This window comes from Actinokineospora baliensis, from assembly GCF_016907695.1.
Taxonomy (GTDB): Bacteria; Actinomycetota; Actinomycetes; order Mycobacteriales; family Pseudonocardiaceae; genus Actinokineospora; species Actinokineospora baliensis.
Genome location: NZ_JAFBCK010000001.1, coordinates 4,080,001 through 4,102,916, shown reverse-complemented (window position 1 = coordinate 4,102,916; position 22,916 = coordinate 4,080,001). Strand labels below are relative to the sequence as shown.

The window sequence follows — 22,916 nt, the reverse complement described above, 5'->3', positions numbered from 1 at the left end:
TGCTCTCAGTCAAGCACGGCCAAAGCGTCGATCTCCACCAACAGGCCCGCTGGGAGTCCGACGTAGACCGTGGTCCTGGCCGGGCGCGGGTCGGACAGGAACTCCGCGTAGGCGGCGTTCATCTCGGCGAAGTGCGCGGTGTCGGTGAGGTAGACCCGGAACATCACGACGTCGGCCTCGGTGGCGCCCGCCTCGGCGAGCACGGCGAGCACGTTGCGCATGGTCTGCTCGGTCTGCTCGGCGACGGTGGTGCCGACCACGGCCCCGGTCTCCGGGTGGAAGGCCACCTGGCCCGCGACCTGGACGATGTTGCCCTTGCGCACCCCCGGCGAGAGCGGGATGTCCGACGGGGCGGTGTTGGGGGTCAGTGCGGTCCTGGGCATGGGTTCCTCTTCACGGTTTCACGGATCACTGGTGCGGTTGTGGCTGGCTGTGCCCGCACGCCTCCGAGGCCAGCCGCGCGGCGCGCAGCAGGTCCGGAACCAGGGCGAGCAGGCCGTCATGGTCGAGCAGCACGCGCGGCACCGACACCGACACCGCGGCGATGACCTCGCCGCGCTGTCCGCGCACCGGGGCGGCGACGCAGTGGATGAAGTCCTCGTGCTCGGAGTCGTCGAGGGCGTACCCGCGCGCGGCGACCTCCTCGAGCTCGGCCAGGTACACCTCGGCCGAGGTGATGGTGTTGGCCGTCATCGGCACGTAGTCGATCTCCGAGGCGACCTTGTGGCGGCGGTCGGGGTCGAGTGCGGCGACGAGCACCTTGGCGACGGCGGTGCAGTGCAGCGCGGCCCGCTTGCCGACCCGGGAGTACATCCGGACCTGGTGGCGGCTCTCGTACTTGTCGATGTAGACGACCTCGCCGCCCTCGTAGCTGGCCAGGTGCACGGTGTGCCCGGTGAGCTCGTTGAGCTCGCGCAGCGCCGGTTCGGCGCAGCGGCGCACGTCGCGGCTGTCGAGGGAGCGGTTGGCCAGGTCGAACAGGGCGGTGCCGAGCCGGTAGTGGCGGGCGCCGTCGCGCTGGACGAACCGGCGGGACTCCAGGGTGCGCAGCAGCCGCAGCACGGTGGTCTTGTGCACGCCCGCGTGCTCGGCGAGCTGGTCGAGGGTGCGCGGCCCCTCGGCGAGGGCGTCGAGCAGGACCAGCGCGCGGTCGAGGCTCTGGCTCACCGGTCACCGAACCCGGTCAGCTCGGTGGCGGCCCAGGTCGCGGCGTCGACGTCGACCAGCCGGTCGACGACGTCGGCGGCCAGCGGCTCGGCCACGTCGTGGTGGGTGCGCAGCACGGTCGCGGCGCGCACGTGGCCGCAGCGCAGGGCCCTGGCCGGCGACGAGCCCGCCAGCTCCGCGGCGAGGTACCCCGCGGCGAAGGCGTCCCCGGCGCCCACCGGTTCGACCACCTCGACCGCGAGCGCGGGCTCGAACACCTCGGGCAGGCCATGGCGCAGCAGGGTCGCCCCGACAGCGCCCTGTTTGACGACCAGGGTCCGCGGCGTCGGCAGGACCGCACGGACCTCGGCAGGGCTCTTGGCGCCCCACACGGTCTCCGCCTCGTCCGCGCCAACGAGCACCGTGTCGGCGCGGTCGGCCAGTTCCCGCAGCACGGCAGGGTCGGCGCCTGCCCACAGCGCGGGACGCCAGTTGAGGTCGAAGCTCACCTGGTGGGTGGTCCTCGGCAGGTCCACCACGGCCCACAGCAGGGCGAGGCAGTCCGGTGAGAGCGCGGCGGTGATGCCGCTGATGTGGATGACCTCGACGCCCGCGAGGTCGAGCCGGTCGAGCGTGTCGGGCCCCATCGCCGAGGCGGCCGACCCGCGCCGGTAGTAGCGGACCGGGCTCCCGGCGGCGTCGCTCTCCTTGACGTAGAGGCCGGTCGGCCTGCTCGGGTCGACCAGCACGCCGCTGACGTCCACCCCCGCGGACCCGACCGCGGCCAGCACGGCCCTGCCGAACGGGTCGGCGCCGACCGCGCTCACCCAGGCCGAGCGGACGCCGAGGCGGGCCAGCGTGCTGGCCACGTTGGACTCGGCGCCGCCGACGGTGCGGGTCCAGGCGGTGACCGCCTCGGCGGGCCCCGCTTCGGCGGGCACGAACACGGCCATGGTCTCGCCGAGGCACACGACCCGCGCCCCGGTCACGCCCCCGGACAACGAGCCACCAGAGTCGCCCACCCAGCCTCCACACCACAGAGCATCCGGCGCCGTTGACCGGTACCCGGCAGATGCTACACACTGCGTATCACATGGCGCACTAGCCGTTGCGCACAACGCAACTGGTGTCCGGCCGGGATCCGTCCCGGGGGTGAGATCCGCCAGAGTGCCTGGTCGGCGGGTGACGCCGCCACCACCGCACGGTTGGGTTGTGGTGGATTCACCGGCGGGGGCGACCGACGCCCCGGACAACGAGGGGGCACGGGTGGCGGTTGCGGCGCGCATCGACCAGGACGCGGTGGCCGGGTTGGCCGACGAGCGGCTGGACTGGCGGTTCAAGTCCGTCCCGCACGCGCTGTTCGGGCTGACCGTCGGCGAGGCCCTGGCCAAGCGGCCCGGCCTGTTCCGGGACGGGTTCACCGGACCGGTGGTGGCGCTGGACAACGAGGCCGTGGAGCACAACCTGGCGACCATGGCCGCCTGGTGCGCCGAGCGCGGGCTGGCGCTGGCCCCCCACGGCAAGACGACGATGGCGCCCGCGCTGTTCGCCCGCCAGCTCCAGCACGGCGCGTGGGGCATCACCGCGGCCACGGTCGGGCAGCTGCGGGTGTACCGGGCGTTCGGGGTGAGCCGGGTGCTGTTCGCCAACGAGTTCCTCGACCCGGGTGGCCTGGCCTGGCTGGCCGGGGAGCTGGCCGCGGACCCGGACTTCGAGTTCACCTGTTGGGTGGACTCGGTGCGCGGCGTTGAGCTGATGACCGAGGCGCTGACCACTGTGCCGCTGGCCCGGCCGGTGCACGTGCTGGTGGAGGTCGGGATGGCGGGCGGGCGCACCGGGGTGCGCGACCAGTCCACGGCCCGCGCGGTCGCCGAGGCGATCACCGCCAGCCCGGCGCTGCGGCTGGCCGGGGTGGGCGGCTACGAGGGGCCCGCCGGGCCGGACGCGGGCGAGGGCAGCCTGGCCGCGGTGGACGCGTACCTGGGCAGGGTGCGCGAGACCGTGGCGATGCTGCGCGGCCGGTTCGAGACCGACACCGTGCTGGTCACCGCCGGGGGCAGCGCGTTCTTCGACCGGGTCGCCGACGCGCTCACCGCGCCGTGGCCCGCGGGGCTGCCCGTGCTGCCGGTGTTGCGCAGCGGCGCTTACATCACCCACGACGACGGCTTCTACCGCGACATCTCCCCGCTGGGCGCGCACCCGAGGGTGTCGTCGGTCCCGCCGCTGCGGTCGGCGTTGCGGGCGTGGGCGCAGGTGGTGTCCCGGCCGGAGCCGGGCTTGGCGCTGCTGGCGGTGGGCAAGCGGGATGTGCCCTACGACATCGACCTGCCCGAGCCGCAGGTGCTGCGGACCGCGACCGGCACGCACGGGCTGCACGACGCCAGGGTGACCGCGCTCAACGACCAGCACGCGTTCCTCTCGGTCGGGTCGCACACCCGCATCGCGGTCGGCGACTGGGTCGGTCTCGGCCTGTCGCACCCGTGCACGGTGTTCGACAAGTGGCAACTGCTGCCGCTCACCGGGACCGACGGTGAGACCGTGGTGGACCTGGTCCGTACCTTCTTCTGACATGACCGCACCGGACGTCCTCTTCCGAGGGCCAACAGTCGTAGACGGCACCGGCTCCCCCGGCTACCGGGCCGATGTGCTGGTGAGCGCGGGTCGCGTCGCCGCGATCGACCCGGCCGGGGAGTTGGCGCGGCCGGAGCCGGGCGTGGTGGTCGACGCCGACGGGTTGGTGCTGGCGCCGGGGTTCATCGACATGCACTCGCACTCGGACCTGCGGCTGCTGGCCGAGCCCGACCACCTGGCCAAGGTGTCGCAGGGGGTCACCCTGGAGGTGCTCGGCCAGGACGGGCTGTCCTACGCCCCGGTCGACGACCGCACGATCGAGGTGCTGCGCGAGCAGTTGGCGGGCTGGAACGGCGACCCCGAGGGGTTCGACTGGAACTGGCGCGACGTCGGCTGCTACCTGGGCAGGCTGGACAAGGGGATCGCGGTCAACGCCGCCTACCTGGTGCCGCACGGGACGGTGCGGATGCTGGTGATGGGCCTGGACGACCGGCCCGCGACACCCGCCGAGGTGGAGCGGATGCGCGAGGTCACCGCGGCCGGGTTGCGCGAGGGCGCGGTTGGCCTGTCCGCCGGGTTGACCTACACGCCCGGCATGTACGCGGACATGGCGGAACTGGAGGCGTTGTGCGAGGTCGTCGCCGCGCACGACGGGTACTTCAGCCCGCACCACCGCAGCTACGGGGCCGGTGCGCTGGACGCCTATAGAGAGATGGTGGAGCTGAGCCTTCGCACGGGCTGCCCTCTGCACTTGGCGCACGCCACCATGAACTTCCCCGAGAACGCGGGCAAGGCAGACGACCTCCTCGCCCTGCTCGACGACGCGATGGCGCGCGGGGCGGACATCACCCTGGACAGCTACCCGTACCTGGCAGGCGCCACCTACCTGTCCGCGCTGCTGCCGAGCTGGGCGGCCGCGGGCGGCGTCGAGGCCACGCTGGCCCGGCTGTCCGATGTGGACACCAGGGAGCTGGTCAGGGTGGACCTGGAGGTGCGCGGCTCCGACGGGTGCCACGGCGTCCCGGTGGACTGGACCACCATCGAGATCAACGGGGTGCGCCTGGCCGCCCACCGGCACCTGGTCGGCCGCACCGTCGCCGAGTCGGCCGCGGCGGCGGGCCTGGCCCCGTTCGACCTGTTCGCCGACACGCTGCTCGCCGAGCGGCTGGGCACCTCGTGCCTGATGCACGTGGGCCACGAGGACAACGTGCGGGCGATCATGCGCCACCGCGCGCACACCGGCGGCAGCGACGGGCTGCTGGTCGGCGACCGGCCGCACCCCCGGGCGTGGGGCACCTTCCCGCGCTACCTGGGCCACTACGTGCGCGAGGCGGGGGTGCTCGGCCTGGAGGAGTGCGTGGCGCACCTGACCGGGCGGGCGGCGCGCAGGCTGCGGCTGACCGACCGCGGCCTGGTCCGGGTGGGCCACGCCGCGGACCTGGTGGTGTTCGACCCCGGCACGGTCGGCGACACCGCCACCTACCCCGAGCCGAGGCAGCGGGCGACCGGCATCGAGCACGTGCTGGTCAACGGTGTCGCGGTGCTCGAGGGCGGCGAGCCGACCGGCGCGCTGCCCGGCCACTCGATCCGACGGACAGGTGCCTGAGATGACCAGAACCGCCTACATCGGCACCCTCGACGGCGACGGGCTCGTGGTGGCCACCGAAGACGGTGGACCGCTCACCGTCACCGGCGCGCTCCGCCAGGTCCGGGAGCCCTCCGCGCTGGCCTTCAGCGCGGACCGGTCCACCCTCTACGCGGTGTCGGAACTGCCCGAGGGTGTGCTGACCGCGGTGGACATCACCGACCCGCAGCGCCCCGCGGTGCTGGCCGAGCAACTCTCGGGCGGTGCCGGTCCGACCCACCTGGAGGTCGTCGGCGGGCACCTGGTCACCGCGCACTACAGCGACGGCGTGGTCACCAGCCACCCGCTCGACCCGGACGGTTCGCCGGGCCCGCTGGGGTCGGCGCTGCTGCTGGAGGACCCGGCCAGCGGCGCGTCCCCGCACGCGCACCAGGTGGTGCCGGACCCGAGCGGCCAGTGGCTGCTGGCGACCGCGCTCGGGCTCGACGCGGTGTTCGTGCTGCGGTTCGACCGGGCCACCGGCGCGCTCGCCGAGCACTCCCGGATGGACCTGCCCGCCAAGACCGGCCCGCGGCACCTGGTGTTCCACCCGGACGGCACCCGGGTGTTCGTGCTCGGCGAGCTGACCCCGACGGTCACCGCGGCGGCGTGGGACCCGGCGGCCGGGGTGCTGCGGCGCGGTGAGTCGGTGACCGTCACCGGACCGGGGGCGCCGGACCCGACCTACCCGGCGGAGATCGTCATCAGCCCCGACGGGCGGTTCCTCTACGTGACCACGCGCGGTGAGAACGGGGTGGGGGTTTTGCGGATCGGCCCCGGTGCGCCACAATTGGTCCAGACCTCCTCATCGGGCGGCGCCTGGCCGAGGCACTGCTCACTCGGACCGGACGGGACCTGGCTGTACGTGGCCAACCAGCACTCCGGCACGGTCGCCTGGCTGCCGCTCGACCCGGCGACCGGGCTACCCGGACCGGTCGCGGGAGAGGTCACCGTGCGTGGTGCCTGCTGGGTCACCTTCGCCTGATCCGGCGGTGCTTGTGCCACCGGGGCGGCGGCCCTACCATCCTCACCATTGCCGCCAGTGAAACGAAGGTTGCACAGAGCGCAACCTGACGTGGAAGGGACGCCGCTCCGATGACCGGCTTCGAGACCCTGCTCCCCCGGCCGGTCTCGGCCAGGCGGGACCCCGGCGCGCTCAAGGTCGACTCCCCCGCCGCGGTGCTCGACCCCTCCACAGTGGCGCTGGACCCGGCCGCCGTGCCACTTCCCGGGGGATACCGACTTTCCATATCGCCCACCGGTGTCGACGCCCGCGCGCACGACCCGGCAGGCGCCTTCCACGCGGTGCAGACGCTGCGCCAGTTGCTGGGTCCCGACGCCTTCCGCGCGGCGGACATCCACACGGGAGGGTGGGAACTGCCCTGCGGTGAGGTCGAGGACCACCCGAGGTTCGGCTGGCGCGGGGTGCTGCTGGACGTGGCGCGGCACTTCATCCCCAAGGCCGGGGTGCTGCGGATGCTGGACCTGCTGGCCGCGCACAAGCTCAACGTGCTGCACCTGCACCTGACCGACGACCAGGGCTGGCGGGTCGAGGTGCCCGGCTACCCGCTGCTGACCGAGGTCGGCGCGTGGCGGGCCGGGTCCTGGGTCGGCAGGCAGCCCGACGGCGACCAGACGCACGACAACCGCCCGCACGGCGGCTTCTACAGCACCGAAGACCTGCGCGAGATCGTCGCCTACGCACGGCAGCGGCACATCACGGTGGTGCCCGAGATCGACATCCCCGGGCACAGCCAGGCCGCGATCGCCGCCTACCCGCACCTGGGCGTCACCAAGGAGCCGGTCCAGGTGTGGCACGCCTGGGGCGTGAGCGAGTACGTGCTGGACCCGGCGGAGTCCACCCTGGACTTCCTGCGCGCGGTCCTCGACCACGTGATGGCGATCTTCGACTCGCCGGTGGTCTGCCTCGGCGGCGACGAGGTGCCCACCACCCAGTGGCACGCGAGCGCGGCGGTGAAGGCCCGCGTCGCGGAACTGGGCCTGGACTCCCCCGACGACCTGCACGCCTGGTTCATCCGCACGATGGCCGGGCACCTGGCCGCGAACGGGCGACGCGTGCTGGGCTGGGACGAGATCCTCGACGCCGGTGACCTGCCGGAGGGCGCGATCGTGGCGTCCTGGCGCGGCGAGGCAGCGGGTGTGCGCGCGGCGCTGGCGGGGCACGATGTGGTCATGTGCCCTGAGCAGCGGGTTTACCTCGACCACCGGCAGTCGGCCGACCCCGGCGAGCCGATCCCGGTCGGGCACGTGCGCACCCTGGCCGACATCCGGGCCTACGAGCCGGTCCCCGCCGAGTTGCCCGAGTCGGCCGCGGCCAGGGTGCTCGGCGCGCAGGCGCAGCTGTGGTCGGAGCACTTCGACAACCCGCGGCGCGTCGATTACGCTGCCTTCCCCCGCCTCGCCGCGTTCGCCGAGGTGGTCTGGAGCCCGCGGACCGCACCCGGTCCGGTGGACACCGAGGAGTTCGTCGAGCGGGTGGCCACCCACCACCTGCCCCGGCTGGACGCGCTGGGGGTGGAGTACCGGCCACTGACCGGTCCCCGACCCTGGCAGCGCAGACCCGGCGTGCCCGGCCGTCCCTACCCGGACCGGTGACCCGCGCGACGTCGTCCCCACCGATGAGCACCCCGCCCCCGACCCGAGGAGAGCACCCCGCCACCCCCGCACCAGAACGCTCCGGAGCCCGCCGGGAAAACCGCGGCCGCGACAAAGCGCGCCCGGTGCCCGGGGGTGGTCTGGGAATGCATTCCGGCCCGGCGCACCCGCCGAACCGGAATCGTCGCTCAGCGCTCCAACCGGTGTTCGACCGAATCATCCGACGATTGCGGCGAGACCAAGGTCGCAACGAACTTGTAACGGTCGCCCCGGTATACCGACCGCACCCATTCCACCGGTCGGCCCTCGGTGTCGAAGGAATGGCGGGACAGCAGCAGCATCAGCGCACCGGCCTCGTTGCCCAGCAGCGCGGCCTCGGCCGGGGTGGCCAGCGCGGTCTCGATGGTCTCCTCCGCGTGCCCCAGTTCGACCCCGTAGTGCTGGTAGAGCACGCCGTAGAGCGAGCCGTCGCCGACGTAGCGGTCCAGGCCGGGGAAGCGCGGCAGCGGCAGCCGGGAGGTCTCGATGGCCATCGGCTCGCCGTCGGCCCTGCGCAGCCTGCGCAGGCGCAGCACGTCGTCGCCGGAGCGGATGCCCAACAGGGCGGCCAACTCCGGGTCAGCGGCCCCGATCCGGGCGTCGAGCAGCGACGACGTGGGGCGGCGGCCGAGCGAGCGCATGTCCTCGGTGTAGGAGGACAGCTGCAGCCGCTGGGTCACCTTGCCCTCGCCTGCGAAGGTCCCGCTGCCGTGCACCCTGGTCAGCCTGCCCTCGGCGGTCAGCTCGGCCAGCGCCTTGCGCACGGTCGTGCGGGAGACGCCGAACTCGCTGGCCAGCGCCCGCTCGCCGGGCAGCGACCCCCCGGGGGAGACCGCGCGCAGCAGCTCGGCCAGGCGCTCCTTGAGCTCCCAGTGCTTCGGTGTTCGAGGCGATTTCTTCCCGTTTTCCACGGCATCGCCAGGCAGGTTCTCACCCATGTTGTTCCTTGCTCGCCCATGCGTCGGCGACCCGTGTCGAGACGGACATCTGATGTCACGTTTAAGCATTTATCTTGACAAGCCGGAGAAGCTCGGACCACTCTAATCGCAATGGTCTAAACCACTCAAGTCCTTCGCTCCTCTCGTGCCGGGGGGAGCAGCGTCCGGAAGGAATGCATCACCGTGAGAAGTTGGTCGAAGGCTTTGGTCGGGGGGTTCGCGGTCGCGCTCGCGGTCGCGGGGTGCGCCGGATCCGGGGGTGAGACGGGGACCTCCTCCTCGGCTCCCGCGCCGTCCGGTCCGCGCACGTTGACCGTGTGGCTGATGAACGGGTCGGCTCCCACCGTGCTGACCGACGGGCTGCACAAGGAGTTCGAGAGCTCGCACAAGGACGTCACCGTCAAGTACGAGATCCAGCAGTGGAACGGCATCCAGGACAAGCTGACCACCGCCCTGGCCAGCAACGACGCGCCTGACGTGATCGAGATCGGCAACACCCAGGCGCCGAAGTTCGCCAGCGAGAACGTGCTGGAGGACCTCACCGCCAACACGGGCGACTTCAACGGCGCCAACTGGCTGAGCAGCCTCAAGGAGTCCGGCTCCTGGGACGGCAAGCAGTACGCCATCCCGTTCTACGCCGCCAACCGCGAGGTGCTCTACCGCAAGGACCTGTTCGAGCAGGCGGGCATCACCGCGGCGCCGACCTCCCGCGAGGAGTGGCTGGCCGCGATCGGCAAGCTGAAGGCCAAGTTCGGCAGCGACCCGGACTTCCAGGCGCTGTACCTGCCCGGCCAGAACTGGTACACCCTGCTGTCGTTCATCTGGGACGAGGGCGGCGACATCGCCAAGAAGGACGGCACCAAGTTCACCGCCACGCTCGACAGCCCGGAGGCCAAGGCGGGCCTGGACTTCTACAAGAAGCTGGTCGAGGAGTCGGGCACCAAGGCGCCCAAGGACGCCGACGAGCAGACCCCGGAGCAGGCGGGCATCTACGGCGGCGGCAAGGTCGCGATGTTCATCGGTCTGCCGTGGGAGGTCGCGACCGCGGCCAAGTCGGACCCGACCATCAAGGACAAGACCTCGGCGTTCCCGATCCCGTCGAAGACCGCTGGCAAGACCGCGCCGGTCTTCCAGGGCGGCTCGAACCTGGCCGTCCCGGCCAACAGCAAGGACAAGGACCTCGCCCGCGACTACCTGAAGCTGATCTCCAGCGACAAGTACCAGGGTGAGTTCGCCAAGGTCGGCATGATCCCCGGCACCTCCAAGGACGTCAGCGCCCTGGAGGCCGACCCGATCAACGCCGCGATGGCCAAGGCGTCGGCCAACGGCAAGGCCGTCCCGGCCACCCCGGGCTGGGCGACCATCGAGGCCGGGCAGAACCCGATCAAGGACCTGCTGACCGCCTTCCTGACCGGTGCCAAGCCGGTCGACCAGGCGACCAAGGACGCCAACGAAGCGCTGAACAAGGCGTTCGCCGGCTAGCGGGACACGATGACCTCAACCGTGGACACCGCGCGGTCGGCGGGGACTCCCCCGCCGGCCGCGCGGCCCGGCGCGCGGCGCCGGGCCCGTCGCCCCCTGTCCGAGACAGCCCTCCCCTACCTGATGCTCGCCCCCGCTGTGCTGATCATGCTGGCCCTGCTGGCCTGGCCAGCGCTGCAGGTGCTGGCGATCAGCCTGCGCAAGCTCGACCTCGGTGAACTCGTCCGCGGCGAGGTCAAGTGGGTCGGCTTCGACAACTACACCGCGATCCTGACCGACCCGGAGTTCTGGGTCATCGGGCTGCGCACCGTGCTGTTCACCGCCGCCGTCGTGCTCACCACGCTGCTGCTGGGCCTGGGCATCGCGGTGCTGATGCGACACCTGAGCGGCTGGGTGCGCGGCGTGCTGCAGGTCTGCCTGGTGCTGGCCTGGGCCACCCCGATCATCGCCACCACCACCGTGTTCCAGTGGATCTTCGACCAGCAGTACGGGATCCTGAACAAGACCCTGGTGCTGATCGGGTTCGACTCCTTCAAGGGCTACTCCTGGTTCACCAGCGGCACCTCGACGCTGGCCGTGATCGGCCTGCTGGTGATCTGGCAGGCGGTGCCGTTCATCGCCTTCACCCTCTACGCCGGACTGGTCAACACCCCGAGGGACCTCTACGAGGCCGCCGCGATCGATGGCGCGTCCGGGTGGGCGGCCTTCCGCGCGGTGAGCTGGCCCTCGGTGCGCCCGCTGCTGACCCTGGTGACGTTCCTGTCGGTCCTGTGGGACTTCAAGGTCTTCACCCAGGTCTGGGCGATCCGCCAGGGCGGCCCGGACGGGGAGAGCACGACCCTGCCGGTGCTGCTGTACCTGCGGGGCATCGCGGCGAGCCACTTCGGCGTGTCCGCCGCGGTGGCGGTGCTGATGCTGGTGGTGCTGGTCGCGGTCACCTGGCGGTACATGCGACTGCTGGTCCGCTCACCGGAAACGGAGCTGTAGAGCCATGCTGCACAAGTCGCCCGCCCAGCGCGTGGCACTCGCGGTGTTCGGCCTGGTGCTGGCCGGGTTCTTCCTGTTCCCGACCTACTGGATGTTCACCACCGCGCTCAAGACACCGGCGCAGATCCTCTCGCCCGCCTACGACCTGATCCCGACCACGGCGACGCTGAAGAACTTCGTCAACGCCATCACCAAGCCCGACTTCACGACCTTCCTGACCAACAGCCTGATCGTCACCCTCGGCGCGGTCGCCTGCGCCCTGGCGGCCGGGCTGCTGGCCGCGGTGCCGCTGGCGCGGCTGCGCTTCCGGGGCCGCAAGGGCTTCATCCTGCTGGTGCTGATCGCGCAGCTGGCGCCGCTGGAAGCGCTGTTCGTGCCGATGTACCTGATCATGCGCGACGCCGACCTGCTCAACTCGCTGTGGGGTCTGCTGCTGGTCTACGTGGCCTTCACGCTGCCGTTCACGGTGTGGACGCTGCGCGGCTTCGTCAAGGGCATCCCGCTGGAGCTGGAAGAGGCCGCGATGGTCGACGGCTGCGGGCGCTGGGGCGTGTTCACCCGCGTCACGCTGCCGCTGCTTGGCCCCGGCCTGGTCGCCACCTCGGTGTTCAGCTTCATCACCGCGTGGAACGAGTTCCTCTACGCGCTGGTGTTCATGCGGGAGAAGGACAAGCAGACGCTGCCGGTGTGGCTCTCCTCGTTCAAGACCGCGTTCGGCACCGACTGGGGCGGCATCATGGCCGCCTCGGTGATCTACGCGATCCCCGCGCTGATCTTCTTCCTGCTGGTGCAGCGCAAGCTGGTCTCCGGTTCCACGGCCGGGGCGGTGAAGGGCTGATGGCCTCGCGCTTACACGCGCTCGCCGAGGGTGTGCTGCTGCCCGGATTCGCGGGCACCAGCGCCCCGGACTGGGTGCGGGAGCGGCTGGCCGAGGGCCTGGGCGGGGTGGTGCTGTTCGGGCGCAACATCGTCGACGACGAGCAGGTCGCCGCGCTGACCGCGCAACTGCGGGCCGAGCGCGCCGACGTGGTCATCGGCATCGATGAGGAGGGTGGCGACGTCACCAGGCTCGACGCCGCCACCGGCTCCACGCTGCCCGGACCGCTGGCGCTCGGCGCGGCCGCCGACCTCGGCCTCACCGCCGAGGTCGGCACCGCGCTGGGCGCCAGGCTCGCCGCCTGCGGGGTCACCCTGGACCTCGCGCCGTGCGCGGACCTGACGCTGACCCCGGACGACCCGATCATCGGGGTGCGCGCCTTCGGCGCGGACCCCTACGCCGCGGCCGCGCACGTGGCCGCCTACGTGCGCGGCATGCAGAGCGCGGGCGTCGCGGCCTGCGCCAAGCACTTCCCGGGGCACGGTGCGTCCACTTCGGACTCGCACTTCACCCTGCCGGTGCTGCCGCGCACACCGGAGGAGCTCGACGCGGTGGAGCTCGTCCCGTTCCGCGCGGCGATCGCCGCGGGGGTGCGGTCGGTGATGACCGGGCACCTGGTGGTGCCCGGGTGGGGCGAGGACCCCGCGACGGTCAACCCGACGGCGATCCAGGACGTGCTGCGCGGCCAACTCGGCTTCACCGGGGCGGTGGTCACCGACGCGCTGGAGATGGGCGCGGTGGCCGGGCACCTGGGCAACGCGGCCGGTCTGGCCGACGCCGCGGTGCGGTCGCTGCGGGCCGGGGCGGACGCGCTGTGCATCGGCGGCGAGATCGCCGACGCCGACGCGGTCGCGGTGATCGTCGAGCGGATCGTGGCCGAGGTCGTGGCGGGCACGCTGTCGGAGGAGAGGCTGGCGCACGCGGCCGAGCGCACCCGCTCGCTTGGTGTGCCGCCGACCGGTGGCGTCGCCGCGCGCGACGAGGTGGACCTGGGCATGACCGTGGCGCGCAAGGCCACGCGGACCACCCACCTCCCAGCGTTGTCCCCTGAACTGGTGGTGGTCGACGTGGAAGTCGAGCCGACCATCGCCGCCGGTCCGGTCCCCTGGGGACTGGGCCCGCACCTGGTCGAACTGCTCCCCGGCACGAGGGCCCTGCGGGTGACCGCGGCGGAGCCGGGCGAGCTGTTCGAGCTGGCGCGCGGGCGGGAGGTCGTCGTGACCACCCGTGACGCGCACCGGCACCCCGCGGTGCTCGAACTGGTGGCTGGCCTCGTCCGGGCCGCCACGGCGGTCGTGCACGTGGAAACCGGCACCCCGGGGCCCGAACTGGGCGCCCTGGGCCGGATCGACACGTTCGGCGGCTCGCGCTCGAGCCTGCGCGCGGCGGCGGAGGTGATCAGCGCGGCCGCGGTGTCCGGACGAGCCAGGCACACCAACCCCACCGGTCTCACCGATCGGTGACCGCGCGTGTCCGCACGCGCACCCAGACGGTCCGTTCGATTGGCGCCACTGCTCCATTCGAGTGAGACTATTGGTCTAGACCTTGTCCCGAAGAATTGGTCTGGACCACGGTAGACAGTGTTATCCCTGCTCCCTTCCGAGGTGAACAATTGTCCAGGATCAGATGGCACCTGACCGCGGCGGCCATCGCCGCGGCCGCCGTCACGTTCGGAATCGTGGCAGCGCCAGCCAGTGGCGCCGCTTCGCCCACCGCCGAGTTCCAGAAGACGCAGGACTGGGGCTCCGGCTGGACGGGCAAGGTCACCGTGCGCAACGGTGGCAGCTCGGCGCTGACCAGCTGGGTCGTCGAGTTCGACCTGCCCGCGGGCACCAGCATCCCGTCGGCCTGGGACGCGTCCCTGACCAAGACGGGCAACCACTACAAGTTCTCGAACCTGTCCTGGAACGGCAACGTCCCGGCCGGTGGCACGGCCTCGTTCGGGTTCAACGGCTCCGGTAGCGGCTCGCCGAGCAACTGCACGCTCAACGGTCAGCCGTGCGGCGGTGGCACCAACCCCACCACCACCACGACGACCACGACCACCACCACGAAGCCGACCACGTCGACCACGACCACCACGTCGTCGTCCACCACGACGACCACCTCGTCGTCGACGACCACGACCACCACGACCGACAACCCCCCGCCGGGGAACAAGCTCGTGGGCTACTTCATCCAGTGGGGCGTCTACGGGCGCAACTTCCACGTGAAGAACGTCGACACCAGCGGTTCGGCGGCGAAGCTGACGCACATCAACTACGCGTTCGGCAACGTCCAGAACGGCCAGTGCACCATCGGTGACTCCTACGCCGACTACGACAAGGCCTACACCGCCGCCGACAGCGTCGACGGTGTCGCCGACACGTGGGACCAGCCGCTGCGGGGCAACTTCAACCAGCTGCGCAAGCTGAAGAAGAAGTACCCGAACCTGAAGGTCCTCTGGTCCTTCGGTGGCTGGACCTGGTCCGGTGGCTTCGGCCAGGCGTCGAAGAACCCGGCCGCGTTCGCCGACTCCTGCTACAAGCTGGTCGAGGACCCCCGTTGGGCCGACGTGTTCGACGGCATCGACATCGACTGGGAGTACCCGAACGCCTGTGGTCTGACCTGCGACACCAGCGGTCCGGACTCCTTCAAGGCGGTGACCCAGGCCCTGCGCAACAAGTTCGGCGCGAACAACCTGATCACCGCGGCGACCTCGGCCGACGGTGCCGACGGCGGCAAGCTCGACGTCGCCGACTACGCGGGCGCGGTCCAGTACCTGGACTGGGTCATGCCGATGACCTACGACTTCTTCGGCGCGTGGGACACCAAGGGCCCGACCAACCCGCACTCGCCGCTGACCGCCTACCCCGGTATCCCGAAGGACAAGTGGACCACCGAGGGCGCGATCAACAAGTTCAAGTCGAAGGGCATCCCGGCGAGCAAGATCCTGCTGGGCGTCGGCTTCTACGGCCGCGGCTGGACCGGCGTCACGCAGGCCACCCCGGGTGGCACCGCGACCGGCGCCGCTCCGGGCACCTACGAGGCCGGTTTCGAGGACTACAAGGTCCTCAAGACCAAGTGCCCGGCCACCGGCACCGTCGGTGGCACCGCGTACGCCTTCTGCGGTGGGAACTGGTGGGGCTACGACACCCCCGCCACCATCGCGGGCAAGCGCAACTGGGGCAAGGCGCAGGGTCTCGGCGGCTCCTTCTTCTGGGAGCTCTCCGGTGACACCAGCAACGGTGAGCTGATCGCGGCTCTGCGCGGCTAGTCTCCGGCTGGGACGGGCCGGATGTGGGCGGCTGCTCGGGTCAACCCCCGGGCAGCCGCTCAGCCCGTTGCGGCCGGGTGTTTCTTTCGCGGGCGGACCGCCGGTCCGCCCCTTGGTTGACTTCTTCTCACTCGGCGCGCTCGCCCACGAGGCGGCGCTCACGCGGAGGTGCCACGTGGACGTGGACGACGGGGACGCGGGACTGGAGCTGGTACACCTGCTGCGCCGGATCACCGGCAGACTCGACCTGATGGCCGCGGAGTTCGCCGCCGCCAACGGCCTGCATCCGACGGACCTGCGCGCGCTCATGCACCTGCTCGACGCGCGGCGCGAAGAGGTCCCGGCGACGCCGGGGTGGCTCAGCGGCAAGCTGGCGCTCAACTCGGCCTCGGTCACGGCACTGGTCGACCGCCTGGTCCGCGCGGGCTACGTGCGCAGAACCCGGGACAACCGCGACCGCAGACGGGTCCTGCTCACGGTCCAGGACGACGCCATCCGGCTCGGCTGGTCCTTCTACGGCGGCCTGATCACCGACATGGTCGACGCGATGCGCGAGTTCGACGGAGCCGAGCTGGCCATGGCCCGCCGCTTCCTCGACCGCATCCACGACGTCGTGCGGGCCGACAAACCCACCAACCCCAGCGTCCGGCTGGTGCCCCTCGACGAGGCCACCACCGAACGGCTGCTGAGCGTGGCGGTGCACGAGGCCCGCCCCATCGACGTCATGCCGGTCCAGGACGGCACCAGCACCTGGACCCCGGCAACGGAGAACGCCTTCCGCGAGTTCCACCGCGCCCACTTCCACGGCGCGAACGGGACGGTGATGTACGCGGTCGAGTCCGAGGGCAGCTTCACCGGCATGATCCGCATGGCCCGCCTGTCGCAAGATGAGGCCGAAACCGGCATGTGGCTCGGCCGCTCCGCCCGAGGCAAGGGCATCGGAACGGCCGCCCTGCGAGCCCTGGTCGCCGAAGCCGCCGCCGCGGGGGTCCGCACCATCGTCGCGGACACCTCAACGGGCAACGCGGCCGCGCTCGGGGCCCTGCGCACGTGCGGGGCCACGCTGACCCACCGGGGGGACGACGTTCGGGCGGAACTGCCCATCGGATAAGGGGTTCTCGCTCGACGATCGCGTCCTCAAGCCTGGCTGGGGGCGCGATCCCCTTTCTCCCCGCGGCCCGTGGGACGATCTTCGACGCCCGTGGCACCCGCTGGAGGAGACGCGATCTTGGTCCAGGTGTTCGTCAGCTACGCGCACGACTCGACCGAGCACGAGGACGACGTGCGCTTCCTCGCCCGCCTCCTGGTGGCGATGGGAATCGACGTGGTGTTGGACCAGTGGGAGCACGAGCGCCACGACTGGTCAGAGTGGGTCATGCGGGCAATCTACGACGCGGATCACGTCATCGTGATCGCCTCGCCCCGCTATGTCGCTGCGGCCAACGGGAACGGCACCTACGCGGACCGCACAGTGGTGCACGAGGCGAAAGCACTGCGCGACCGGCTGGTCAGCTCCTGGGCGGAGTGGACAACCAAGATCCTCCCCGTCGTCTTCCCCCAGTACGGCCCATGCGATCTCCCCGACTTCCTGACCCCTTCGATCGCGGACTACTACACGCTCACCGAGCTCAGCAGTGCTGGGGTGGAAGACCTGGTTCGCGTGATCACCAAGCAGCCGAAGCGGGTCCGCCCCGCGGTAGGGGGGATTCCACACCTCCCGCCGGAGCCGGAGGCGGACCTCGACGAGCGACGCTCCGAGAAGCAGGTGCACCGGGGTATGGAAGATTACGCTGCGGACGTGTCGCTGGTGTGCCTGAGGATCCGCAGCTACATGGACGAGGCGAGCCGTACGACCGAGGGCTGGGGCGCGAGCGCCCGCAGACTCCACCAGTTCCACGATGTCCTCAAGGCGGGCTGGCACGACCTGAGCGCGGTGCCACTGCCCACCGGTGAGGACGACCGACGCAGTGTCCGCCACTGGCAGGAGGCTTACCTTCGCCTGGTACAACTGCTCGACGAGGCTTCAGGCAGGACCACGAAGATCGCGAAGAGCCCGCTCCTCGCCCTGCTGCCAGGCGCCTCGCTCGCCACCGGCTGGTCCATGATGCGCGCGAACAACGCCTACTCAGAGCTCAGCCGCCGCAGCACCCTGTTGGGCATCGCCAACCCGACGACCTGAACTCCGTGCCGAGTGGGATGATCTCGCACCCGTGGCACCCGCTGGAGGGGACGCGATCTTGGTCCAGGTGTTCGTCAGCTACGCGCACGACTCGACCGAGCACGAGGACGACGTGCGCTTCCTCTCCCGCCTCCTGGTGGCGATGGGAATCGACGTGGTGCTCGACCAGTGGGAACACGAGCGCCACGACTGGCACACGTGGGCAACCGGGGCAATCCTCACGGCTGACCGGGTCATCGCGGTCGCGTCGCCCCGGTACGCGGCGGCGGCGGACGGGACGAGCCAGGTCGATGGGCGGGCAGTCGCCGAGACGACGATCCTGCGCGACCTGCTGCAAGAGGCCCCAGCGGAGTGGACAGCCAAGATCCTCCCCGTGGTGCTGCCCACCCACTCCCGCCGCGACCTGCCGCGGTTCCTGCTCCCGGCGCTGACCGGCCACTTCGCGATCACCGAGCTCAGCGGCCCCGGGATCGAGGACCTGGTCCGCGTGATCACCGGGCAGCCGCGCCTCCTCAAGCCCGCCCTCGGCGAGATCCCGCTGCTGCCACCGACCCCCGAACCGCAGCTGCGGGAGGAGCCCCGCGACCTAGCGGCCTACGTCGCCGACGTGGCCCCGCTCGGGAACGCGCTGCAGGCCGAACTCACCCCGGAAACCTGGGAGCAGGGCGACCTCGCGCTGCTGACGAAGGCGGGCCGCAGGGCCAACGCGGAGAGGATTCGCCGCCACCACGCGGCGTTCGACGCGGGGTGGTCCGCCCTGGCCGCGGTGCGGCTGCCGACCGCCGAAGAAGATCGCCGTCAGGTGCGCCGGTGGCAGGAGTCCTACCTGCGGTTCACGACCGCGGCGGGCCAGCTCGCGGCGGCGTGCGAGGAGTGGGCGAGCAAGCCCACCCTGCTGGCCCTGGCGGACCCGTTCGTCGTCAGCCACGCGGCGACCCGGGTGGCCAAGCGGCTCTCCGAGTTCAAGCACCAGAGCGAACTGCTCGAGAAGGCTGCGTCCGGGTAGGGGGCACGTGGGATGATCTTCGACGCCCGTGGCACCGGCCGGAGGGGACGCGATCTTGCCCCAGGTGTTCCTCAGCTACGCCCACGACTCGGCCGACCACGAGGACGACGTGCGCTTCCTCGCCCGTCTCCTGGTCGCCGCGGGTATCGACGTGGTCCTGGACCAGTGGGAGCACGAACGCCTGGATTGGCAGGCGTGGGCGACGGGGGCGATCCTGTCCGCTGACCGCGTCATCGCCGTCGCCTCACCCCGCTATGCCGCCGCGGCGGGCGGGACCGGCCGCGCCGACCGGGTATTCGCCGAGACGACGATCCTGCGCGACCTGCTGCACAGCGCCCCACGCACGTGGACCGCCAAGATCCTCCCCGTGGTCCTGCCCACCCACTCCCCCGCCGATCTGCCGCGGTTCCTGATGCCCGCGCTGACCAGCCACTTCGCCATCTCGGAGCTGAGCAGCCCGGGGATCGAGGACCTGGTCCGCGTCATCACCCACCAGCGGCGCCGGATCAAACCCGCTCCCGGCGCGGTCCCGCCGCTGCCGCCCGAACCCGAGCCCGAGCGACACCGGTCGCAAGCGCCGAGGGACCTGGTGGGGTACGCGGCGGAGGTCTCCCCGCACTGCCTGGCGATCCGCGCCGAGTTGGCCAGGGCGCGCGAACAGGACGTGCGCAAACCGCTGATCACCAAGGCGGGCTGGGTCGAGCACGCGCGAACGATCCGCCGCTTCCACGACGCCGCGGAGGCGGGCTGGTGGCGGCTCAGCGCGGTGCGACTGCCCACCAGTGAGGAAGACCGCCGGCGGGTTCGCCAGTGGCAGGAGACCTACCTGGGCCTCGTCGTCTCGTTGCGCGTGATCGCCCTGAACGTCGGCGGGATCGCGAACCGGCCCAGCAGCCTGTTCCTGGTCGGCCCGCTGCTGCTCGCCGCCTGGGGCGAGGTGCGATCGCTGAAGGCGCTCAACAAGTTCGACCACCAGTGCAGGCTGCTCGGGATCACCAACCCGTTCGGCGGGCGAGCCGTGTTGTGAGACCGGACCAGCCAAGAGCCAGCCCACCCAATGCTCGATGGGGTGGACCTGTTTTGTGTGGGGTGGCGGTGCCCGTAGCGTTGTGCGCTGCAGGGCCATGCTTTTCGGCCCCAGCTTTGCGGTCCTGCCACGGGCGGCGCAGGGGCCCCGCGCAAAACAGGTTCGCCCCATCGAGCCCACCGCACCACCACGGACCCGGTCGCAATGCCGCAGGCGAGCCGGAAAACGAGAAATCCCCCACCAGGGATCCTGGTGGGGGTTCTCGAATGATTGTCCGGCGGCGTCCTACTCTCCCACACCCTCACGAGTGCAGTACCATCGGCGCAGGTGGGCTTAGCTTCCGGGTTCGGAATGGGACCGGGCGTTTCCCCACCGCTATGACCGCCGAAACACTATGAAACAAACTCAACCTCAACCCACCCAGGCGCCCACACAGTGTCGTGTGGTCTGCCCCTGGTGGGGTGGTTGGTGTCTCAGACACCGTACAGTGGATGCGTAGCCTCTTCGTTGTAAGCCCTCGGCCTATTAGTACCGGTCGACTCCACCCCTCACAGGGCTTCCATCTCCAGCCTATCAACCCAGTCGTCTACTGGGAGCCTTAACCACTCAAAGGTGGAGGGAGACCTCATCTTGGAACGAGCTTCCCGCTTAGATGCCTTCAGCGGTTATCCCTTCCGAACGTAGCCAACCAGCCATGCCCCTGGCAGGACAACTGGCACACCAGAGGTTCGTCCGTCCCGGTCCTCTCGTACTAGGGACAGCCTTCCTCAAGTCTCCAACGCGCGCGGCGGATAGGGACCGAACTGTCTCACGACGTTCTAAACCCAGCTCGCGTACCGCTTTAATGGGCGAACAGCCCAACCCTTGGGACCTACTCCAGCCCCAGGATGCGACGAGCCGACATCGAGGTGCCAAACCATGCCGTCGATATGGACTCTTGGGCAAGATCAGCCTGTTATCCCCGGGGTACCTTTTATCCGTTGAGCGACCACGCTTCCACAAGCCATGGCCGGATCACTAGTCCCGACTTTCGTCCCTGCTCGACCTGTCAGTCTCACAGTCAAGCCCCCTTGTGCACTTGCACTCAACACCTGATTGCCAACCAGGCTGAGGGAACCTTTGGGCGCCTCCGTTACCCTTTGGGAGGCAACCGCCCCAGTTAAACTACCCACCAGGCACTGTCCCTGAACCGGATCACGGTCCGAAGTTAGACACTCAGTACGATCAGAGTGGTATTTCAACAATGACTCCACACCCACTGGCGTGAGCGCTTCACAGTCTCCCACCTATCCTACACAAACCGAACCAAGCACCAATACCAAGCTATAGTAAAGGTCCCGGGGTCTTTCCGTCCTGCCGCGCGTAACGAGCATCTTTACTCGTAGTGCAATTTCGCCGGGCCTGTGGTCGAGACAGTCGAGAAGTCGTTACGCCATTCGTGCAGGTCGGAACTTACCCGACAAGGAATTTCGCTACCTTAGGATGGTTATAGTTACCACCGCCGTTTACTGGCGCTTAAATTCTGAGCTTCGCGCTTACGCACTAACCCGTCCTCTTAACGTTCCAGCACCGGGCAGGCGTCAGTCCGTATACATCGTCTTGCGACTTCGCACGGACCTGTGTTTTTAGTAAACAGTCGCTTCTCGCTGGTCTCTGCGGCCGCCTCGCCCTAGCCCGCGAAGGGCTTCAAACGCTGCGGCCCCCCTTCTCCCGAAGTTACGGGGGCATTTTGCCGAGTTCCTTGACCACAGTTCACCCGAACGCCTCGGTATACTCTACCTGACCACCTGTGTCGGTTTGGGGTACGGGCCGCACGGACACTCACTAGAGGCTTTTCTCGGCAGCATGGGATCACTCTACTTCGCCTCAATCGGCTATGCATCACGCCTCACCCTCATGAGCGACGGATTTGCCTATCGCTCGGGCCACACGCTTACACCAGACACCAACAGCTGGCGGAGCTACCCTCCTGCGTCACCCCATCGTTTGGCTACTACCGGATCAGATCCCGCGCTCCACCCCTCCCCTCCGAAGAAGGTCAGGGCTTTGGGCGGTTAGTATCACCGACCTCACCAGGGACGCGTCCACACGGGTACGGGAATATCAACCCGTTGTCCATCGACTACGCCTGTCGGCCTCGCCTTAGGTCCCGACTTACCCTGGGCGGAACAGCCTGGCCCAGGAACCCTTGGTCATTCGGCGGACGAGATTCTCACTCGCCTATCGCTACTCATGCCTGCATTCTCACTCGCGTCACCTCCACGACTGGATCACTCCGCCGCTTCCCCGGTGACACGACGCTCCCCTACCCATCCACACCACTGCACACGACCTCAAGGATCATGCGGATGTAATATGTGAATGACACAGCTTCGGCGGTGCGCTTCAGCCCCGCTACATTGTCGGCGCAGGACCACTTGACCAGTGAGCTATTACGCACTCTTTCAAGGGTGGCTGCTTCTAAGCCAACCTCCTGGTTGTCTGGGCGACCCCACATCCTTTCCCACTTAGCGCACACTTAGGGGCCTTAGCTGGTGTTCTGGGCTGTTTCCCTCTCGACTACGAACCTTATCGCCCGCAGTCTCACTGCCGCACTCTCACTTACCGGTATTCGGAGTTTGGTTGATTTCGGTAAGCTTGTAGGCCCCCTAGACCATCCAGTGCTCTACCCCCGGCAAGAAACATGCGACGCTGCACCTAAATGCATTTCGGGGAGAACCAGCTATCACGGAGTTTGATTGGCCTTTCACCCCTACCCACAGCTCATCCCCCAGGTTTTCAACCCTGGTGGGTTCGGGCCTCCACGACGTCTTACCGTCGCTTCACCCTGGCCATGGGTAGATCACTCCGCTTCGGGTCTAGACCACGCGACTCAAGCGCCCTATTCAGACTCGCTTTCGCTACGGCTACCCCACACGGGTTAACCTCGCCACGTAGCACTAACTCGCAGGCTCATTCTTCAAAAGGCACGCCATCACCCCTCAAGGCTCTGACGGCTTGTAGGCACACGGTTTCAGGTACTCTTTCACTCCCCTCCCGGGGTACTTTTCATCTTTCCCTCACGGTACTAGTCCGCTATCGGTCATCAGGAAGTATTCAGGCTTAGCGGGTGGTCCCGCCAGATTCACAGCGAATTTCACGAGTACGCTGCTACTTGGGAACACTCTC

General features: G+C 69.7%; 17 protein-coding genes and 2 rRNA genes (1 of these 19 running past the window's edge). 13 read left to right on the top strand and 6 right to left on the bottom strand.

Features of this window, described 5'->3' with window-relative positions; genetic code table 11:
• Positions 1–5: 5 nt before the first annotated feature.
• Genes JOD54_RS19035 through JOD54_RS19025 form a run of 3 tightly spaced genes read right to left on the bottom strand, consistent with a single transcriptional unit; the run spans position 6 to position 2,168 of the window.
• Positions 6–383 (bottom strand): RidA family protein, encoded by a 378-nt coding sequence (locus tag JOD54_RS19035; RefSeq protein WP_204451820.1) that lies wholly within the window; start codon positions 381–383, stop codon positions 6–8.
• A 25-nt stretch (positions 384–408) separates the two neighbouring features.
• Entirely contained in the window at positions 409–1,167 is a 759-nt protein-coding gene (locus tag JOD54_RS19030; RefSeq protein ID WP_204451819.1) for an IclR family transcriptional regulator, read from the bottom strand.
• Entirely contained in the window at positions 1,164–2,168 is a 1,005-nt protein-coding gene (locus JOD54_RS19025) for a sugar kinase (protein WP_307860163.1), read from the bottom strand. The genes JOD54_RS19030 and JOD54_RS19025 overlap by 4 nt, the downstream gene beginning before the upstream one ends.
• 244 nt (positions 2,169–2,412) lie before the next feature.
• Between JOD54_RS19025 and JOD54_RS19020 the strand changes: the two genes are divergently transcribed.
• The 4 genes from JOD54_RS19020 to JOD54_RS19005 all read left to right on the top strand — a co-directional run bounded on the left by JOD54_RS19020 (position 2,413) and on the right by JOD54_RS19005 (position 7,957).
• The gene (locus JOD54_RS19020; protein ID WP_307860549.1) at positions 2,413–3,714 is read left to right on the top strand and encodes an amino acid deaminase; all 1,302 of its coding nucleotides are present in this window, start codon (positions 2,413–2,415) and stop codon (positions 3,712–3,714) included.
• 1 nt (position 3,715) lies between these two features.
• Complete coding sequence (locus JOD54_RS19015; protein ID WP_204451817.1) at positions 3,716–5,323, top strand: N-acyl-D-amino-acid deacylase family protein; 1,608 nt, start codon at positions 3,716–3,718, stop codon at positions 5,321–5,323.
• Position 5,324: 1 nt separating this feature from the next.
• Positions 5,325–6,326 carry a lactonase family protein gene (locus tag JOD54_RS19010; protein WP_204451816.1) on the top strand — a complete coding sequence of 334 codons (1,002 nt, stop codon included), beginning with the start codon at positions 5,325–5,327 and terminating at the stop codon, positions 6,324–6,326.
• A 110-nt stretch (positions 6,327–6,436) separates the two neighbouring features.
• On the top strand, positions 6,437–7,957 hold the full coding sequence (locus JOD54_RS19005) for a beta-N-acetylhexosaminidase (protein WP_204451815.1): 1,521 nt from the start codon (positions 6,437–6,439) through the stop codon (positions 7,955–7,957).
• Between the two features lie 188 nt (positions 7,958–8,145).
• On the opposite strand, the gene JOD54_RS19000 is transcribed toward JOD54_RS19005, so the two are convergent.
• Positions 8,146–8,934 carry a GntR family transcriptional regulator gene (locus JOD54_RS19000; RefSeq protein WP_204451814.1) on the bottom strand — a complete coding sequence of 263 codons (789 nt, stop codon included), beginning with the start codon at positions 8,932–8,934 and terminating at the stop codon, positions 8,146–8,148.
• 183 nt (positions 8,935–9,117) lie between these two features.
• Between JOD54_RS19000 and JOD54_RS18995 the strand changes: the two genes are divergently transcribed.
• The 9 genes from JOD54_RS18995 (at position 9,118) to JOD54_RS18955 (ending at position 19,748) form a co-directional block, all read left to right on the top strand.
• Entirely contained in the window at positions 9,118–10,416 is a 1,299-nt protein-coding gene (locus tag JOD54_RS18995) for a sugar ABC transporter substrate-binding protein (protein WP_204451813.1), read from the top strand.
• Positions 10,417–10,425: 9 nt separating this feature from the next.
• Positions 10,426–11,403 (top strand): carbohydrate ABC transporter permease, encoded by a 978-nt coding sequence (locus tag JOD54_RS18990; protein ID WP_204451812.1) that lies wholly within the window; start codon positions 10,426–10,428, stop codon positions 11,401–11,403.
• 4 nt (positions 11,404–11,407) lie between these two features.
• Positions 11,408–12,241: a carbohydrate ABC transporter permease gene (locus JOD54_RS18985; protein ID WP_204451811.1), complete on the top strand. Its 834-nt coding sequence runs from the start codon at positions 11,408–11,410 to the stop codon at positions 12,239–12,241.
• The gene (locus JOD54_RS18980) at positions 12,241–13,743 is read left to right on the top strand and encodes a glycoside hydrolase family 3 N-terminal domain-containing protein (RefSeq protein WP_204451810.1); all 1,503 of its coding nucleotides are present in this window, start codon (positions 12,241–12,243) and stop codon (positions 13,741–13,743) included. The genes JOD54_RS18985 and JOD54_RS18980 overlap by 1 nt, the downstream gene beginning before the upstream one ends.
• A 149-nt stretch (positions 13,744–13,892) precedes the next feature.
• The gene (locus JOD54_RS18975; protein WP_204451809.1) at positions 13,893–15,536 is read left to right on the top strand and encodes a glycosyl hydrolase family 18 protein; all 1,644 of its coding nucleotides are present in this window, start codon (positions 13,893–13,895) and stop codon (positions 15,534–15,536) included.
• Between the two features lie 175 nt (positions 15,537–15,711).
• Positions 15,712–16,647 (top strand): GNAT family N-acetyltransferase, encoded by a 936-nt coding sequence (locus JOD54_RS18970; RefSeq protein ID WP_204451808.1) that lies wholly within the window; start codon positions 15,712–15,714, stop codon positions 16,645–16,647.
• 126 nt (positions 16,648–16,773) lie between these two features.
• On the top strand, positions 16,774–17,715 hold the full coding sequence (locus JOD54_RS18965; protein WP_307860548.1) for a toll/interleukin-1 receptor domain-containing protein: 942 nt from the start codon (positions 16,774–16,776) through the stop codon (positions 17,713–17,715).
• A 31-nt stretch (positions 17,716–17,746) separates the two neighbouring features.
• Complete coding sequence (locus JOD54_RS18960; protein ID WP_204451806.1) at positions 17,747–18,721, top strand: SEFIR domain-containing protein; 975 nt, start codon at positions 17,747–17,749, stop codon at positions 18,719–18,721.
• A 64-nt stretch (positions 18,722–18,785) separates the two neighbouring features.
• Complete coding sequence (locus JOD54_RS18955) at positions 18,786–19,748, top strand: TIR domain-containing protein (protein WP_307860546.1); 963 nt, start codon at positions 18,786–18,788, stop codon at positions 19,746–19,748.
• Between the two features lie 272 nt (positions 19,749–20,020).
• Here the strand turns inward: JOD54_RS18955 and rrf are convergent.
• Positions 20,021–20,137: ribosomal RNA gene (rrf, locus tag JOD54_RS18950) — 5S ribosomal RNA — on the bottom strand.
• A gap of 116 nt (positions 20,138–20,253) precedes the next feature.
• A 23S ribosomal RNA gene (locus JOD54_RS18945) occupies positions 20,254–22,916 on the bottom strand (it continues 443 nt past the right edge of the window).